General features: G+C 70.3%; 13 protein-coding genes. 3 read left to right on the top strand and 10 right to left on the bottom strand.

The window, feature by feature from the left end:
* Positions 1-718 precede the first annotated feature (718 nt).
* Positions 719-1,153 carry an Hsp20/alpha crystallin family protein gene (locus tag ACH65_RS10310; RefSeq protein WP_049622502.1) on the top strand — a complete coding sequence of 145 codons (435 nt, stop codon included), beginning with the start codon at positions 719-721 and terminating at the stop codon, positions 1,151-1,153.
* A 67-nt stretch (positions 1,154-1,220) separates the two neighbouring features.
* On the opposite strand, the gene polX is transcribed toward ACH65_RS10310, so the two are convergent.
* The 3 genes from polX to ACH65_RS10295 all read right to left on the bottom strand — a co-directional run bounded on the left by polX (position 1,221) and on the right by ACH65_RS10295 (position 4,807).
* Entirely contained in the window at positions 1,221-3,365 is a 2,145-nt protein-coding gene (polX, locus tag ACH65_RS10305; protein ID WP_082190252.1) for a DNA polymerase/3'-5' exonuclease PolX, read from the bottom strand.
* Between the two features lie 39 nt (positions 3,366-3,404).
* A complete protein-coding gene (locus tag ACH65_RS10300) occupies positions 3,405-3,767 on the bottom strand; it encodes an HPF/RaiA family ribosome-associated protein (protein WP_049622501.1) in 363 nt (120 codons plus the stop codon).
* Positions 3,768-3,904: 137 nt separating this feature from the next.
* Positions 3,905-4,807, bottom strand: a complete 903-nt coding sequence (locus ACH65_RS10295; RefSeq protein WP_161805609.1) for a universal stress protein — start codon at positions 4,805-4,807, stop codon at positions 3,905-3,907.
* Between the two features lie 225 nt (positions 4,808-5,032).
* On the opposite strand from ACH65_RS10295, the gene ACH65_RS10290 reads away from it, so the two are divergent.
* The gene (locus ACH65_RS10290) at positions 5,033-5,860 is read left to right on the top strand and encodes a universal stress protein (RefSeq protein WP_049622499.1); all 828 of its coding nucleotides are present in this window, start codon (positions 5,033-5,035) and stop codon (positions 5,858-5,860) included.
* Positions 5,861-6,020: 160 nt separating this feature from the next.
* Positions 6,021-6,851, top strand: a complete 831-nt coding sequence (locus ACH65_RS10285) for a Crp/Fnr family transcriptional regulator (RefSeq protein WP_049622498.1) — start codon at positions 6,021-6,023, stop codon at positions 6,849-6,851.
* Here the strand turns inward: ACH65_RS10285 and ACH65_RS10280 are convergent.
* The 7 genes from ACH65_RS10280 to nirD all read right to left on the bottom strand — a co-directional run bounded on the left by ACH65_RS10280 (position 6,769) and on the right by nirD (position 16,673).
* Complete coding sequence (locus ACH65_RS10280; RefSeq protein WP_049622497.1) at positions 6,769-8,826, bottom strand: PAS domain S-box protein; 2,058 nt, start codon at positions 8,824-8,826, stop codon at positions 6,769-6,771. The two genes, ACH65_RS10285 and ACH65_RS10280, sit on opposite strands and share 83 nt — an antisense overlap.
* The gene (locus tag ACH65_RS10275; RefSeq protein ID WP_049622496.1) at positions 8,823-9,572 is read right to left on the bottom strand and encodes a response regulator; all 750 of its coding nucleotides are present in this window, start codon (positions 9,570-9,572) and stop codon (positions 8,823-8,825) included. Before ACH65_RS10275 ends, ACH65_RS10280 begins: the two co-directional genes overlap by 4 nt.
* 448 nt (positions 9,573-10,020) lie before the next feature.
* The gene (locus ACH65_RS10270; protein WP_049622495.1) at positions 10,021-10,863 is read right to left on the bottom strand and encodes a uroporphyrinogen-III synthase; all 843 of its coding nucleotides are present in this window, start codon (positions 10,861-10,863) and stop codon (positions 10,021-10,023) included.
* A gap of 37 nt (positions 10,864-10,900) precedes the next feature.
* A complete protein-coding gene (gene cysG / locus ACH65_RS10265) occupies positions 10,901-12,340 on the bottom strand; it encodes a siroheme synthase CysG (protein WP_049622494.1) in 1,440 nt (479 codons plus the stop codon).
* Between the two features lie 30 nt (positions 12,341-12,370).
* Positions 12,371-15,082, bottom strand: a complete 2,712-nt coding sequence (locus tag ACH65_RS10260; protein ID WP_049622493.1) for a nitrate reductase — start codon at positions 15,080-15,082, stop codon at positions 12,371-12,373.
* Entirely contained in the window at positions 15,079-16,326 is a 1,248-nt protein-coding gene (locus ACH65_RS10255) for an NAD(P)/FAD-dependent oxidoreductase (protein WP_082190249.1), read from the bottom strand. The genes ACH65_RS10260 and ACH65_RS10255 overlap by 4 nt, the downstream gene beginning before the upstream one ends.
* Positions 16,323-16,673 (bottom strand): nitrite reductase small subunit NirD, encoded by a 351-nt coding sequence (gene nirD / locus ACH65_RS10250; protein WP_049622492.1) that lies wholly within the window; start codon positions 16,671-16,673, stop codon positions 16,323-16,325. Before nirD ends, ACH65_RS10255 begins: the two co-directional genes overlap by 4 nt.
* Positions 16,674-16,678 lie beyond the last annotated feature (5 nt).

Here is a 16,678-nt window from a genome sequence, read left to right as displayed (position 1 = left end):
CCACCAACCGGTCGACGGTCGACCAGCAGTACGGGCGCGTGCTGAACTACAGCGATCCGCGTTCGGTGCGTCTGACGGCCCGTTACGACTTCTGATCGAAAATTATTCCAACAATAAGTCCGCTCTTGCCGATGGCAGGGCGGACCAACCTCCCCAGATCTGACCGCCGAATATTCGGCGGTTTTTTTCTGTGGCTCGGGCACTTCACGCCGAAGGATGCGCCCACTCGAGCCACCTGACAGTGTGGAGGGCTGGATGACGCCCGCAGAAGAAAGACTATTTCATTGTCATATTCGCTCTCTTGGATTGTTCTTTTTAGTTCAAAGTGTTGCAGCTCAAATGAACGCTTTCGGGCGGATCTTGGCGACCCTTCGATCGCCACCAGTGGATTGGCGAACGGCGCGAGCAAGGCGACGAGCAGGCTCCTGCGACCGGACGGCTTCGTTTCATTGGGGCCATGAAGGGCCAGCCGGCCTGCGACGCACGCGTGGCGGTGTCGGTGCCGCCCATGGTGGCAGCAAGGCTGGCGGCTGCGTGTTGATCTGCGTAAACCGGCCCCGGCCCTGGCGCCGCCACGGACGACGCATGCGGAAGCTTGATCTAGATCAAGGGCGCGCCCGCCAGGGGCGCTAGGCTCCCTTGCGTTCCATGCCGGCGGCGCGGCGATGGCGCACGGCTTCCGAGCGATCTGGCCCGCACCAATGCGGAGGAAACGTTCATGGCAACGCAGACCAACCTGAGCCCCTTCAAGGCACTGAGCCGGCTCGATCCCTTCGACGACCTGTTCCGCGGCTTCGGCATGCGGCCGTGGCGCGAGCTGGAGGCTACGCCGGACCTGCGCATCGACGTAAGCGAGGACGACAAGGCCTTCCACGTCATGGCCGATCTGCCTGGCATCGACAAGCGCGACATCGAGGTCTCGGTGGAAGGCAACCAGGTCAGCATCAGCGGCGAGGTCAAGCGCGAGGCCAGCGAGAAGAACAAGGGCAAAGAGATCTTCACCGAGCGCTACTACGGCAAGGTCTACCGCTCGTTCACCCTGCCGGCCGAGCTGGACAGCGCCAAGGCGGACGCGCACTACGAGAACGGCGTGCTGGCGTTGACGCTGCCGAAGAAGCACGACGGCAGCACGCGCAAGATCGCCGTCAGTTGAGTGGGGGGCGGAGGCCCGCGGCGGCGCCCGTTGTGGGGCGGGGCCCGCCGCGGGCTATTCCGTGCGCTCAGGGCGCGCGGGCGGGGCGCTGCATCGTCGGCGCCAGCCGCCGGCGCAGCTGTTCCAGCGGCAAGGTGTTGATGGCGTCCTGCGGCTCGATCCACCCGCGCCGCGCCTGCCCGATGCCGAACCGCAGCGCGGCGAAGCCGCCGGTGTCGTGGGCGTCGCTGGAGATCGCGAGCGGAACGCCCAGTTCCTTGGCCATGCGGCAATGCACGTCGTCGAGGTCGAGGCGGTCGGGATGGGCGTCCAGTTCGAGGAAACAGCCGCGCGCGGCCGCATGGCGCATCGCGCGCTCGAGATCCACCTGGTAGCCCTCGCGCTCGCCGATCAGGCGGCCGGTCGGGTGCGCCAGGATGCTGAAGCAGGGGCGGTCCATCGCCCGCAGGATGCGCTCGGTCTGGCGTTCCCGCGGGAGGTCGAAGTGGCTGTGGATGGCGGCCACCACCAGGTCCAGGCGTGCCAGCACCGCATCGGGCAGGTCGAGGCGGCCGTCCTCCAGGATGTCCACCTCGATGCCCTTGAGCACCGCGATGCCGTGGCCCTGTTCATTGAAGCGGTCGATGGCTTCGATCTGCCGGGCCAGCCGCACCGCGTCGAGGCCGTGGCCGACGCCGAGATGCCGCGAGTGGTCGGTGATCGCCATGTAGGCGAGCCCGGCGGCCCGGGCCGCCGCCGCCATGGTGGCCAGGTCGGCGTGGCCGTCGGTGGCATCGGTATGGGCGTGCAGGTCGCCGCGCAGGTCGCCGAGTTCGATCAGCCGGGGCAGACGGCCTTCGCGGGCCGCCTCGAACTCGCCGCGGTCCTCGCGCAGCTCCGGGGGAATCCAGGGCAGCCCGAGCGTGGCGTAGACCGACTGCTCGGTGTCGCCGGCGACGCGGCGCTTGCCCTGGAAGACGCCGTATTCGTTGATCTTGAGTCCACGTCGCTGGGCCAGCCGGCGCAGCACCAGGTTGTGCGCCTTGGAGCCGGTGAAGTAGAGCAGGGCGGCGCCGAAGCTCTGCGGCGGCACCACGCGCAGATCCACCTGCAGGCCGCTGCGCAGTGTCATGGCCGAGCGGGTGACGCCGTGCGCGAGCACGCGCCCGACCTCCGGGTAGGCCAGGAAGCGTTCGGTCACGCCGGCACGCGCCGGCGCGGCCACCAGGATGTCCAGGTCGCCCACGGTCTCGCGACGGCGCCGGTAGCTGCCTGCGACCTCCACCGTGGCTGCGGTGGCCGCCCGCAGGTGGGCCGCCAGCGCCTCCGCATGCTGGGCCGCCACGGCCAGCTTCCAGCGCCGCTCGCTGCCGAGGTAGCCGGTGGCGGCTTCCAGCAGGCTGCGCTCGCTCTGCACGCCGAAGCCGCGCAGCGCATGGATGCGCCCTGCGCGCGCGGCCCGCAGCAGCCGCCGCGGGGAGGTGATGCCCAGTTCGCGGTACAGGCGCTCCGCGCGGCGCGCGCCGATGCCCGGGATCTTCAGCAGCTCGGTCAGGCCCCGCGGATGGCCGCGCCGCAGTTGCCGCAGCAGCGAGCATGAGCCGCTGCGGAGGATTTCCTCGATCTTCGCCGCCAGGTCCCCGCCGATGCCGGGCAGTTCGGACAGCGGGCGCTGCGTGCGCAGCCATTCGGCCAGCGGGTCCGGCCACGCCGAAACGGTACGCGCCGCATTGCGGTAGGCGCGGATGCGGAACGGGTTGGCCTCGTCGATCTCCAGCCAGTCCGCGATCTCGTCGAAGACGGCGGTGATCTCGACATTGGTGGCGCTCATTGCCGCGGCAGGCGTGGCGGCAGGTGCGCGCGGATCTCGCTGGCGGCGGCATTGACGAGGTCCCGCCTGATTTCCCCCGGCGATGCAGCCCCGCAGCGCGTGGTCGAGCTGGCCGTGCAGCGCACCCAGGAAGCGCGGCGGCGCGATCAGGATCAGCCGCTCGTAGCGGCGCTCCACCTGCCCCTGGCGCAGCGCGATGTCGGTGGCTTTGGCCAGGTCGGACACCACGACGCCGGCGATGTCGCCAGCCTTGAGCGCCGCGACGAACTCGCTGTACGGGACGCTATCCGTCAGGCGGGTGACCACCAGGGTCTCCAGCGCCATCACCGCCGCGAGGGCGATCATCGCCAGCCAGAAGGCATGACGCTGCCGTTTCGGCCCGGGATAGCGTTCGTCGGCCATGGCATGCGATCCCGCGACGACGAGCCGGGCGCCGCCGGCTCACAGCCCGGCCTGCCTGTTTTCGTAGGCCTTGAGGTGCTCTCGGCGCCGGCGCACGTAGTCCTCGGTGCGCCGGCGCAGCGCCTCGAACGTGTTCGCCACGGCGATGTAGGGATCCTCGTGCTGCTGGTCGGACTCCGACATCAGGCCCGCCTCGACTTCGTGCCCGGACAGCAGCAGTCGCGCATGCACGCTGTAGCGGTTGCCCTGCCGGTGGCTGTGCTCGGCCATGCGCACGACCACGCGGCAGAGCAAGGCGTCGCCGGCCACGTGTTCCAGCTTCCGCACGTGGTTGTGGATGTCGGCACACAGCGCGTCGGACGGCGGCACGCCCTGGAACGTGATGTTGGTGGGAATGGTCATGGGTGCACTCCGGCGTTGGGTGGCGGGCGCGATGGCGTCCGCGGGGGAACTACCGCGCCGCGACCGCCGTCTTCATGCGCAGCTTGCGCTTCGCCGGCCATCGCGTCTTGACGCACATCAAGCGTTCCCGCGCAGACTCAGTGCTTGAGAAACAGGGGCAGCCCGGCATGGTGCAGTACGTAGTCGGTGTCGGGGTCGAGGTAGCGCACGTTGAAGCGATGCTTGCCGTTCGCGCCCATCACCAGCAGGTCGGCGCGGTGCCGGGATGCCGCGGCGAGGATGGCATCACCACCCTGCCCGACCGGCTCGACGGCAAAAACGATGCCTCGCTCCACGAGGTGTTTGCGCGCGTCGAAGGCGAGCCGTTCCGGCAGCGATCCGGGTACTTCCCACGACCGCTCGCTGCACAACAGGACGACCTCGCTCGCACGATGCAGCAGCGGCAATGCCGCGTGCAGGGCGCGCGTGGCGAGTGCCGTGTCGTCCCAGGCCACGGCGACGCGCTCGAGCCGCCCGGGCACGTAGGCGGCCTCGGGTACCAGAATGCAGGCCAACCCCGACAGCACGGCGCTGGCGATCAGTCCCGACGGATCGCCCCGGGTGTGCTCGCCATGCTCCAGGACGAGCAGGTCGCTCCAGTCGCCTACCGTGCGCAATGCCTCCGCGGGATCGCCGAGCGCGACCTGCCAGTGCGGCGAAGGGGTGAAGCGGCTGGCCCAATGGACAAAGCCGCTGCCCGCCACTACCGCCGCGCGCACCTCATCGTGCATGTAGGCGAGCCACTCGCGTTCGAGCGCCGGCGGCACGCCCGCCGGCGAGGCGGAGGACAGCGGCTTGCCGATGTAGAGGCCGGTGAGCGTTGCCCCGAGTGCCATGGCGAGTTCCGCCGCATAGCGGGCGGCTGGTCCCCAGGCAGGGAACCTGGGACAGAGCGCCACGATGTCCAGCGCCGGCTGCGCCGCCGCACCGGCCAGCGGCTCCATCGCGGTCGGCCGCGGCGGGTTCATCGGCATGTTGGGGAAAATCGAACTCACGCTCATGGGCATGCCCCGTGTCGTTCGCTGCTTGCGGCAGGCATACGGGCCCTGGAACGCACCCTTGGGCCAACTATGCCTGCAGGAGATACGCGGGGTTTGATCCATGTCATCTACGTCGAGGCGTCGCCCCCGGTGGCCATGGGTACGGTTGACGAAGATCAAGCCGCACACCTTCCGCGCGCCTAGCATGCAGCCATCGCGTGAGCGGAACCGGCCGGGAGGCAGGCCATGCGGGACATTCTCGTTTACGTGCGGCACTTCGACCCCTGGACGCGTGCCACCCAGTACGGCGTGCGGCTGGCGGCGCTGCTGCGCGGCGCGGTCACCGGCGTCTACGCCTATCCGTCGCCGTTGAATTACGGGGCGCCTATCGACCTCGCGCCGGAGGTGCTGGCCGTGATGCTGGAGAACACCAGGAGCCTGGAGGCCAGGGCGCTGCAACGCGAGGAGCCCTTCGTGTCGTGGGCCACCTCGCAGGGAGCCGAGCAGGCGGCCTGGCTGGTGGCCGAGGGCGAGCCTGCCCGGGTGTTGGCACACCTGGGCGTCTGGCACGATTTGCTCGTGCTCGACCGCAGTGAGAGCGCACACCAAGGCTCGCCCTCCGATCTGGCCAGCCTGCTGCTGGCGGCGGATCTGCCATGCATCCTGGTACCGGCCAGCGACGTCGGAGAGCTGCGCCTGGACTGCATCGCCATTGCATGGAACGGCGCGCCGGAGGCCGTTCGTGCGATCCACGCTTCGCTGCCGCTGCTGCAGCGGGCCGGGCGCGTGGTGCTGCTGGCCGGGGCGCAGCGCGAGTACTACGGCGTGGCCTGGAAGCCGCCGTTCGATATCGACCTGTACCTCAAGCGTCACGGCGTCAGGGCGGAGCGCGTGCCGCTGTCGGCCGACGACGAGTACGCGGGCGTGGCCTTGCTGGCCGCGGCGGAAAAGCTGTCGGCCAACCTGCTTGTCATGGGCGCCTACGGCAGGAGCCGGTTCAGCGAGTGGATACTGGGCGGGGCCACGCGCGAAGTGCTGGCCGGGGCGGGGCTGCCGGTCTTTCTGCGCCATTGACCTCGCGCTGCGCATCACGGGACCGAAAGGGGGCCGTGCGTGCGCAAGGAGGTCCGCCTGTTACCGACTGTTACATTCGGTTGCGAAGCTGTGCTCGTCCTGTGACACCTCCTCGCTAATGTCCTTCCTCTCGAGGGTCACCTGTCGTCGGGTACGCGCCATGAACACCATCATCGACACACCGGACTCCCCACTCGACCGGGCACGGGGCAACTGCTCCAGTCCGCTGGAGCTGGACATCGACACACTGCACCAGTACCTGCCGGTGGTGCGCTGCAAGCTTGCCGCGGGGGAATATGTCTACCGGATGGGGCAGCCGTTCCGCGCGCTGTATCTGGTGCATGCAGGCTCCCTCAAGAGTTGCGAGTTGGCCGAGGACGGCCGCGAGCAGGTCACCAGTTTCCGCATTCGCGGCGATCTGATCGGTGTCGAGTCCATCGGCCTGAGCCATTGCGCCTGCGACGCCATCGCACTGGAGCACTGCGAGATCTGGGAGCTGCCCTATCCGCCGGTGATCGCTGCCTGCCTGCAGCTGCCGGCGTTGCAGGCCCGGCTGACGGCGTCCTTGGCGGAGGAGATCCGCCGCCACCGCTCCTGGATGCTCGCGCTCGGCACCTTGAACGCGGAGCAGCGAGTGGCGGCATTCCTGCTGGACATGGCGCGCGACCATGCCCGCCTGGGGTTCAGCGACTGCCATTTCGTCCTGCGCATGGGGCGCAACGACATGGCGAGCTTCCTCGGCATCCAGCACGAGACCGTTACCCGTGCGCTGTCGCGCCTGCAGGAGCTCGGCTACATCGCCATACAGCGCCGCGAAGTGCGCCTGCTGGACGGCGAGGCCCTGCGCTTCCTGGCCTGCGGCGAACGCATGCGCCGTCCCATGGCTGGCGCAGAACGGGCGCCACGGATCAAGTCGATGGGCCACGGTCGAGCGACTTCCTCACTGCGGCGGCCAGCTGCTCGCGGCGATACGGCTTACGAAGCAGCCTGAAGTGGCGGAACGAGGGGTCGTCCACGCCCATGGACGAGCGCTCGTAGCCCGAAGTGAGCAGGGCGGGCAACTTCGGATACAGACGACTCGCCTCGCGCACCAGCTCGAACCCCGTCATGCCGCCGCCGAGCATCACGTCCGAGAAGAGCAGTTCGATGTGGGGTGTCCTCGCCAGCAGGTCGAGGGCTGTCCTGGCGTCGCCCGCTTCGTAGGTGGTGTAGCCCAGCGAGCGCAAGAAGGCCACGGCGATGCGCCGCACCTCCGCCTCGTCCTCGACCACCAGCACCGTTTCGTGTCCCTTGCGCGGTGCTTTCCTGCCGGATGCGGCGCGCTTCTCGGCCGCCGCGGGCACCGTAGGCAGCAATAGCTCCACGTAGGTGCCGTGGCCCACCTGGCTGTCGATCGTCATGCGTCCCCTGGACTGCTTCACGAAGCCGTAGACCATGCTCAGGCCGAGCCCGCTGCCACGGCCGACCTCTTTGGTGGTGAAGAAGGGCTCCAGCGCATGGGTGAGCACCTCATGCGTCATGCCGGTGCCGGTATCCGCCACGCCGAAGGCCACGTAGTCGCCCGCCACCAGTTCCTCCTGGGCGGCATGTTCGTCGTCGACGTGGCGAAGGTGTGCCGAAATGGTCAGTCGCCCGCCATTGGACATGGCATCGCGCGCATTGAGCGCGAGGTTGACCAGCGCGGCGTCCAGTTCACCCGGGTCGGCGTAAATGGAGGGAAGGCCGGTGGGGCGGTCGAGGGTGACGGCGATACGCTCGCCCAGGGTGCGCCCCAGCATTTCGCAGAGGTCGGTCAGTACCTGGTCCGGCCGCAACGCATGCGTCACCAAGCGGCGGTTGCGCGCGAAACCGAGCAGCTTGCGGGTGAGCACGGTGCAACGGTCCACCGCGCGCAGGGCATGGTCCATCGTTTCCCGCTCCTCGGGCCGGTCGCCCAGCTCGGCATTGAGGATCTGCAGGTTGCCCGAGATGACGGTGAGCTGGTTGTTGAAATCGTGGGCGATGCCTCCGGTGAGCTGGCCCAGCGCATCGAGGCGTTGGGAGTGGGCGAGCTGCTCCTCGCTGCGGCTGCGCTGCAGGACCGCCGCCAACATATTGGCCACGGACTGGAGGAAATGCAGCCGGTCGTGATCGAAGCTGCCGACGTCGCGCGACAGGGCGATCAGGATGCCCGTGGGCTCGTAGCGGTCGAGCAGGGGAAGCAGCGCCGCATCCTGAAATCCGGCGTCGCCGATCGCGGCACGGGTCGCGGGGAAGGCCTCCACGGGTACCTGTTTCAAGGTCGCCGCATCGGTGCTGTAGCCGGTCAGCCGGTCGATCAGCTCGTCCTTCGCGAGAGCCTCGGGCAGGCTCTCGCGAAGGTCTGGCGGCAGGCCGCTGGAGGCGTGCAGGTGCGAGCCCAGGTACCGTGGATTACGCAGCAGGATGGCGACCGCTTCCGTGCCCAGTGCGGCGGCCAGCAGAGAGGGAATGCTGCCCATCGCGACATCGTAGTGGGGCGACTCCAGCATCAGCCGGCCGACCTGGGCGAGAAAGGTGTCGTAGCGTGCACGCGAGAGCGCCCGTCTCGCGCGCTGGGTCTCGGAGATGTCGCGGATGGAGGCCGCGTAGAGCGTGCCGCCGTGGGTGGTGGCGATGGGGCTCAAGCCGATCTCGACCGGGAACGGTTCGCCGTTGCGCCGGATGCCGGTCAACTCGTAGCCCGCGCCCATGGGCCGCACGCGCGGGCGCGTCATGTAGCTCGAGCGATGCGTGGCGTGGACGACGCGTACGTTCTCCGGCAGCAGGGCTTCCACCTGCAGGCCGTGCAGTCCGCGCGGGTCGTAGCCGAACAGGGTTTCCGCCTGCGGGTTGGCCAGCACGATGCGGCCGCCGCCGTCCACCACGATCATCGCGTCCGGTGCCGTGTCGAACAGGGTCCGGAACAGGTCCGCATTGTCGTCATGGCGTGCGGCCTTGACCTTCATGCCCGCCGTACCCGCTCGGTGAACATGTAGCCCACGCCGCGGACAGCCTTGATCAGTGTGGGATTGGCCGGGTCGGGCTCGATCTTGCGGCGCAGGCGGCCGATCTGTACGTCGATGGCCCGGTCGTAGGGGCCCGCGTCGCGCCGATGCGTCTGCATCATCATGTCGTCGCGTGTCAGCACGCGGTTGGGGCGCTCGAGAAACAGTCTCAGCAGTTCATACTCGCCGCTGGTCAACGGGACCGTGGCTCCCTGTGGCTCCGTCAGCACGCGCGAGACGGGGTCCAGGCAGAAGCCCGCAAAGCGGAACGCGGGCTCCGCCGGGCCCGCTTCGGCCGTCCTGCGCGCGGAGGCCGCCCGCCGCAGCACGCTGCGGGCGCGTGCCAGCAGTTCGCGTAGATCGAACGGCTTGGTCACATAGTCGTCGGCGCCCAGTTCCAGGCCGACCACGCGATCGACGGAGTCGCCGCGGCCGGTGACGATGATGACCGGCCCCTGCCATTCCTCGTGCAGGTGACGCACCAGGTCGAAACCGTCCTCGCCGGGCAGGCCGAGGTCGAGCAGGATGAGGTCGACGATTTCGGCAGCCAGGATGCCGCGCATGGCGGCTCCGCTGTCGGCGGCGCTGACCTGGAAGCCCTGCGCGGTGAAGTAGCGCCGGATCAGGCCCGAGATTTCGACATCGTCATCCACCACCAGGAGGTGGGGCGGTCGCGATCCCTGCACATCGTGAACCGGGTTCGGCATTGGGATGTCCAGCGTCGTTGGTCGGTTGACGTGGGTGCTTGTTTGCCCCTACACGGACGAGCCGTGCCGGACATGCAGAGGGCCGGTTCGCGCGACGGCGGAACCTGGGGGCGTGGACGGCGCGGTCTTCGCGATGGCGCTCCGCGGCAAAAAACCGGCGCCATTGTCGGAACACTTTGGCAATTCCCAACATCTTTATCGTGTCACCGCTGCCGCGAGCAAGGCAAGCCGACGGCGTATTGACATGCTGTGCCCAGGCATTGTGGAGACTTGGTGAAGAGCGGCCGTCAGGCCAGGAGACGGCGACGCCCCCGCCTTCAGCAGCGCAGCGAATTCCTTAACCGCTCGGCGCAAGCGGCGGGTATCAACCCGCCCAACGCCTTCTTCGGCCGCTCCTCGTTGCCATGCCCGGACCGCAGCGCTCCCGCACGCCGGACTAGTCTACCCCTCAGCGCAGCAGGGCCCCGGTCAGCGCCTTGGTGAGCGGCTTCAGGTAGTAGCTTCCCGCGGGCGGCGTGACCTGGGCCTGCACGCCGTGCGCCGCGAGCGCATCGGCCACGACGGGGCCGACGGCAGCCACCACGACGCGCGCCAGCGCTTCCCGCAACGCGGCGCCCCGCTGCTGTGCGTCGGCGACGCGGAACAGGCGCTCCACCTGTTGCAGGCTGGTGAAGGCGATGGCGTCGATGCCGCCCTGCTGCATGCGTTCGATCAGGGCAAAGACATCGGCATCGGTGGCGTCGTCGACATAGACGTAAGGTGCCACCGGCAGGACCTCGGCGCCTGCTTCGGCGAGAAACGCCATCAGTGGCGCGTTGGGATCGCTGCCGTACAGCTGCACGCCGACGCGCCGGTGGCGCAGGTCCAGGCCCTGCAGCAGTGCGATCATGCCCGGCGTCGTGGCCGGTTCGGCCACCAGCGTGGGCCGCAGCCCCAGTTCGCGCAGCACGCGCCCGGGCTTGGGGCCGCGCGCCACGATGCGTACCTGGCCGAGCCGTTCAAGGAAAGGCGCCCGCTCTTCGGGGGCGTGCCGGTCGAGCGCGCCCAGCAGGCGGCGCAGCCCTTCGCCGGTGAACAGCAGGAGGTCGTCGCAGTCGCCGGCGTTGAACCGGCGCAGCCAGGCGAGCACCGGTGCCGGGTCGGGCGCGTCGCGGATGTCGACCAGGGGGCAGCGCCAGACCTCGGCCCCGCGCCGCTCCAGCAGCGCGGCGAACACGTCCAGCTCGCGCGACTCGGGCACCGCGATGCACCGTCCCGCCAGGGCATGGTTCGGTTCGACAGGTGGCGTCATGGATCACTCCCGCTGAGGAAAGCCCCGCCGGCCACGCTCAGGCCGGTTCCGCGCAGGCGACCCGCGCGGCCGTCGCCTCCGGCCGGTGGGACAGCAGCTCGCCGAACCACGCATGATCGTGCGCCATGGCGGCCACCTCTCCGATGATCACCAGCGCCGGCGTGCCGACCTTATGCCGCCGCGCCAGGGCCGGCAAGGCGTGGAGGGGGCCGGCGATCACGCGCTGCCGCGGCAGGGTGCCGTTCTCGATCAAGGCGAAGGGCGTATCGGCGCGGCGGCCGTGCTCGAGCAGCCGCGCGGTCAGCATGTCGATGCGCTCCACGCCCATGTAGACGGCCAAGGTCTGGCGGGGGTTGGCCAGCGCGTGCCAGTCCAGCGTATCGGCCGCGTCCTTGCCGTGCGCGGTGAGCAGGCAGACCGACTGGGCATGGTCGCGATGGGTCAGCGGAATGCCGGCATAGGCGGCGCACGCCACGGCGGCGGTGATGCCGGGCACGATCTCGCAATCGATGCCGTGCCGGCGCAGGAAGGCCATCTCCTCGCCGCCCCGGCCGAACACGAACGGGTCGCCGCCCTTCAGCCGCACCACGCGCTTGCCCGCTTGCGCATGCGCGAGCATGAGGCGATGGGTGTGGTCCTGCGGTACATGGCGGCCGGCGCAGCGCTTGCCGACGTCGATGCACTCGGCATCGCGCCGCGCCATCGCCAGCACGTCGGCGCCGACCAGCTGGTCGTGGAGAATCACGTCGGCCTGGTTGAGCGCGCGCAGCGCCTGCAGTGTCAGCAATCCGGGATCGCCGGGGCCGGCGCCGACCAGCGTCACCGAGCCCTTGGCCGGCGCGGCGTCGCGCGTGCGCAGGGCATCCAGCACGGCGTGCTCGGCCTCGACCGGCCGGGCGCGGCGGAGCAGCGACAGCACGGGGCCGTCGTACAGCCAGTCGTAGAAGCCGCGGCGTTCCGCCAGGTCGGGAAAGCGGTGCACGATGCGGGGGCGGTGCCGCTGGGCGAGCGTCACCAGCGCGCCCAGCGCGTGGTCCAGCAGGCGCTCCAGCGTCTCGCGCAGGCGGCGCGCCAGCGCGGGCGCGGCGCCGGCGGTGGAGATGGCCACCAGCAGCGGCGAGCGGTCGATCACGGCGGGCACGTGGAAGCGCGACAGGGCCGCGTCGTCGACCACGTTCACCAGCAGGCGACGCTCGGCGGCGTCGGCGGCGACCCGTGCATTGAGGGCGCGATCGTCGGTGGCGGCGATCGCCAGCCACACGCCGTCGAGCCAGGCCGGCCGGTAGCCGCCGTCCAGCCACGCCACCGTGCCCGCATCGGCGAGCCCGGCCAGGGCGGGATTCAACTGCGGGGCGCCGACCCGCACCCGGGCGCCGGCGGCGAGCAGGGCGGCCACCTTGCGCTCGGCGACCGTGCCGCCGCCGATCACCAGCACCGGCAGCCCCTTCAGATCGGCAAAGAGTGGATACAGCTTCATGGCCTGCCTCTCGGTGGTCGCCTTGTCATGTCACGCGCCGGCTTCCGCGTGCGCCTCGGTGATCAGTTGCCGCAGCTCCGGCACGCAGGAGCCGCAGTTGCCGCCTGCCCGCAGGCTGGCGGTGATCTGCGCCGGCGTTTCCAGCCCCTGCTCGCGGATCGCGGCGCAAAGGGTGTTGCGCCCCACGCCGAAGCACGAGCACACGATGGGCCCGGTGTCGGCGCCGGCGCCGGGCGGCTCGCCGGCCAGCAGGCTGGCGCGGTCGCTTTCATCGAGCCGGTCCTGGGCGAAAAGGCCGGCCAGCCACTGGCGCGCCGGCAGGTCCTGGCGGGCGGAGAGAAAGATGCACGCCTCGATGCGGTCCTCGACCACGTAGGCGGCGCGGTAGACGCCGGTGCTGCGGTCTTCGTATTCCAGCCAGTCGGCGTCGGGATCCCCGGCGCCGAGCCAGGCGCGTGCCCAGGTGCCGCAATCGGCCAGCCGGTCGCGGTGGGCGATCTCGTAGCGCAGGAAGTGCTCGCCGCGGATGAGCGTCCAATGGTGCGGCCTGGCCGTCGGAAGCGGATGCCGCCCGAACGCAAAGCCGTACCAGCGCACCGGGAACGGCTCCACCCGCACCGGCGTGTGCTTGAACTCCGGCTCGCCGGAAACGGGGTCCACCACCGGGTTGACCAGCCCGCCGACGCGCGCGTCGGAGGCGTACTGGTCGTTCCAGTGAATGGGCACGAATACGTGGCCGGCGAGGATGCCGCCGCCATGGCGCACCCGCGCGACCATCGCCCCCCAGCGCGAGCGCACCCGCGCCAGCTCGCCTTCGCGCACGCCGAAGCGCAGCGCGTCGTGCGGGTGCATGTCGAGATACGGCTCGCTGATGTGCCCGGCCAGCCGGGGCGATTTGCCGGTGCGGGTCATGGTGTGCCACTGGTCGCGCACGCGGCCGGTGTTGAGCACCAGCGGATACTCGGCGTCGGGCGCGTGCGCGGGCGCGCGCCCCGGCGTGGCGACGAAGCGCGCGCGGCCGTCGCCGTGGGCGAAGCGTCCGTCGGCGAACAGCCGCGGCGTGCCGCGTCCGTCCGCCGTCACCGGCCACTGCACCGGCGCGAGGGCGTCGTAGTCCTGCCGGCTCAGCGCCGCGAGGGCGCCGAGGTCGAGCTGCCGCGGCACGGCCGGCAGTCCATCGCCCCGCGGCGCGTGATTGCGGAAGGCGGTGAGCCGTGCGTGCTCGATGAAGATGTCGTGCGGCCCGTCGTACTGGAAGCCGCGCCCGAAGCCCAGCCGCTGCGCGACGTCACGGACGATGCGCCAGTCGGCCCGCGCCTCGCCCGGCGCGGGCAGGAAGGGCCGCTGGCGGGAGATGCGCCGCTCGGAGCTGGTCACGGTGCCGTTCTTCTCGCCCCAGCCGAGCGCGGGCAGCAGCACGTGGGCGAAGGCATTGGTGTCCGTCGCCTCGACGATGTCGGAGCAGACCACCAGTTCGCAGGCCGCCAGCGCGCGTTTCGCGCGGTCGGCGTCGGGCAGGCTCACCACCGGGTTGGTGCCCATGATCCACAGCGCCTTGACCCGGCCCTCGAGCACCGCATCGAACAGCTCCACCGCCTTGAGGCCCGGCCGGGAGGCGATGCGCGGCGAGTCCCAGAACGATTGCACGATGTCGCGGTGCACGGCCTCGTGCAGGTCCATGTGCGCGGCCAGCATGTTGGCCAGCCCGCCCACCTCGCGGCCGCCCATGGCATTGGGCTGCCCGGTGATCGAGAACGGCCCCATGCCGGGCTTGCCGATGCGCCCGGTGAGCAGGTGGCAATTGATGAGGCTGTTGACCTTGTCGGTGCCGCTGGAGGACTGGTTCACGCCCTGCGAGAACAGGCTGACGGTTTTCCCGTGGCGGGCGAACCAGCGGTAGAACGTCAGCAGGTCGGCCAGCTGCACGCCGCAGCGGCGCGCCACCTCGGCCGGGTCGCCGGCCTCGGCCTCGGCCGCCGCCAGCGCCTGCTCGAACCCCTGCGTGTGCGCATCGACGAAGGCGGCGTCGATCGCGCCGTGGCGGAACAGAAACGACAGCAGCCCGTTGAACAGCCAGACGTCGGTGCCCGGCCGGATCGGCAGGTGCAGGTCGGCCGACTCGCAGGTCGCGGTGAAGCGCGGGTCGATGACCACGATACGCGGCCCCGCGCCTTGCTCCTTGGCCTTGACCATGCGCTGGAACACGACCGGGTGGCACCACGCCGTGTTCGAGCCCGCCAGCACGATGAGCTCGGCCTGCTCCAGGTCCTCGTAGCAGCCCGGCACCACGTCCTCGCCGAACGCGCGCTTGTGCCCGGCCACCGCCGAGGACATGCACAGGCGCGAATTGGTGTCGATGTTGGCGGTGCCGATGTAGCCCTTGGCCAGCTTGTTGACGACGTAGTAGTCCTCGGTCAGCAGCTGGCCGGACACGTAGAAGGCCACCGCATCGGGGCCGTGGTTGTCGAGGATACGCCGGAAGCCGCCGGCCACGCGGTCGAGCGCCTCGCCCCAGCCCACCCGCCGCAGCGCGCCGCCGGGCTCGCGCAGCGTCGGCTGGAGCAGGCGCCCTTGCAGGTCCAGGGTTTCGCCCAGCGCCGCGCCCTTCACGCACAGGCGGCCGAGGTTGGAGCCGTGCCCGGGGTCGCCCGTCACGCCCACCGCACCATCGGCGCCGACGCTGGCGAGCACGCCGCAGCCGACGCCGCAGTATGGGCAGGTGGTGGCGTGCGCGCCGTTCATGCCGCGACTCCGGTGCCTCCGGCTGCCGATGCCTGGCAATAGCCGCGGCCGAACAGCAGCCGGTCGCGCCACGGCGCGATGTCGGTGCCGTTCTGGATCAGCTCGAAATACCAGCCGCCGTCCTTCGCGTCGCCGTACAGCACCGCGCCGACGAGGCGGTTCTCCTTGAGCACCAGCCGCTTGTAGATGCCGCGCCGCGGGTCGCGCAGCACCAGGTCCTCGGTGCCGGCGCCGCCGATGAAATCGCCGGCCGAGTACAGGTCGATGCCGGTGACCTTGAGCCGGGTGGCGTTCTCCCCCGCGCGATAATGGCGGTGCCCGAAGCGCGCCAGATGCGCCGCGCATACCCGCGCCTGCTCCCACGCCGGCGCCACCAGGCCGAAGGTCGCCTTGCGGTGCTGCACGCATTCGCCGACCGCGTAGACGAGCGGGTCGTAGGTCTGCAAGGTGTCGTCGACCACGATGCCGCGCTCGCAGTGGATGCCGCTCGCCTTCGCCAGCGCGGCGTCGGGGTGCACGCCCACGGCCATCACCACCAGGTCGGCGTCGATGCGGCTGCCGTCGGCCAGCGCCACGCCTTCCACCCGCTCGCGGCCGTACAGCGAGACCGTCTGCGCGCCGAGCCGGAGCGTGAGGCCGCGCGCCTGCAGGCTGCCGGCGAGCAGCCTGGCCGCGTCGGCGTTGAGCTGCTGGTTGAGCAGCACGTGGCTGCGGTGGATCAGGCACACCTGCATGCCGCGCCGGGACAGCCCGTTGGCCGCCTCGATGCCCAGGAGGCCGCCGCCGATCACCGCGGCGCGGCGGTAGGTGCCGGCCGCCGCCACCATGCGTTCCACGTCGTCGATGCCGCGGAAGCAGACCACGCCCGGCAGGTCGTTGCCCGGCACCGGCAGTACCACCGGCTGCGAGCCGGTGGCGATCAGCAGCCGGTCGTAGGCGAGCTCGACGCCGGCGCGCGAGCGCACCCGCCGGCGCGCGCGGTCGATCGCCACCACCGGGTCGCCGGGGTACAGCGCGATGCCGTGCGCGGCATACCACTCGGGCGTGTTGAGCATGATCTCGTCCGCCCGCTTCTCGCCGCTCAGCAGCAGTGAGAGCATGATGCGGTTGTAGTTGCCGTAGGGTTCGGCGCCGAACACGCTGATGTCGTACAGGTCGGGCGCGAGCTGCAGCAGCTCCTCCACCGTGCGGATGCCGGCCATGCCGTTGCCGATGACAACCAGCCGTGGCCGCCTTTCGCTCATCGGCTGTCGCGCCTGACCCATACGTGCTCGTCCTGCAGGCGAACCTGCCAGGTGCGCACGGCGTGCTCCGGCGATTCCAGGCATTCGCCGCTGCGCAGGTCGAAATGCTGCTTGTAGATCGGCGATGCCACCACGACGCGCTCGCCCAGGTTGCCCACCAGTCCACGCGACAATACTGCCGCCTGCGAGTGCGGGTCTACATTGGCGATGGCGTAGAGCTCGCCTTCGCCGACCCGGAACACGGCCACCTGCTCGCCGTCCACCAGGGCGCACACGCCGGTGTCCGGAACGATGTCGCCGAGCTTGCACACGGCCATCCACTCGCTGTTCATGTCGTGCCCGCCCATCGTCG

Source organism: Frateuria defendens (assembly GCF_001182895.1).
Lineage (GTDB): Bacteria > Pseudomonadota > Gammaproteobacteria > Xanthomonadales > Rhodanobacteraceae > Frateuria_B > Frateuria_B defendens.
Note: the sequence above shows the minus strand (reverse complement) of the source record. Positions and strands in the feature narration are given on the sequence as shown.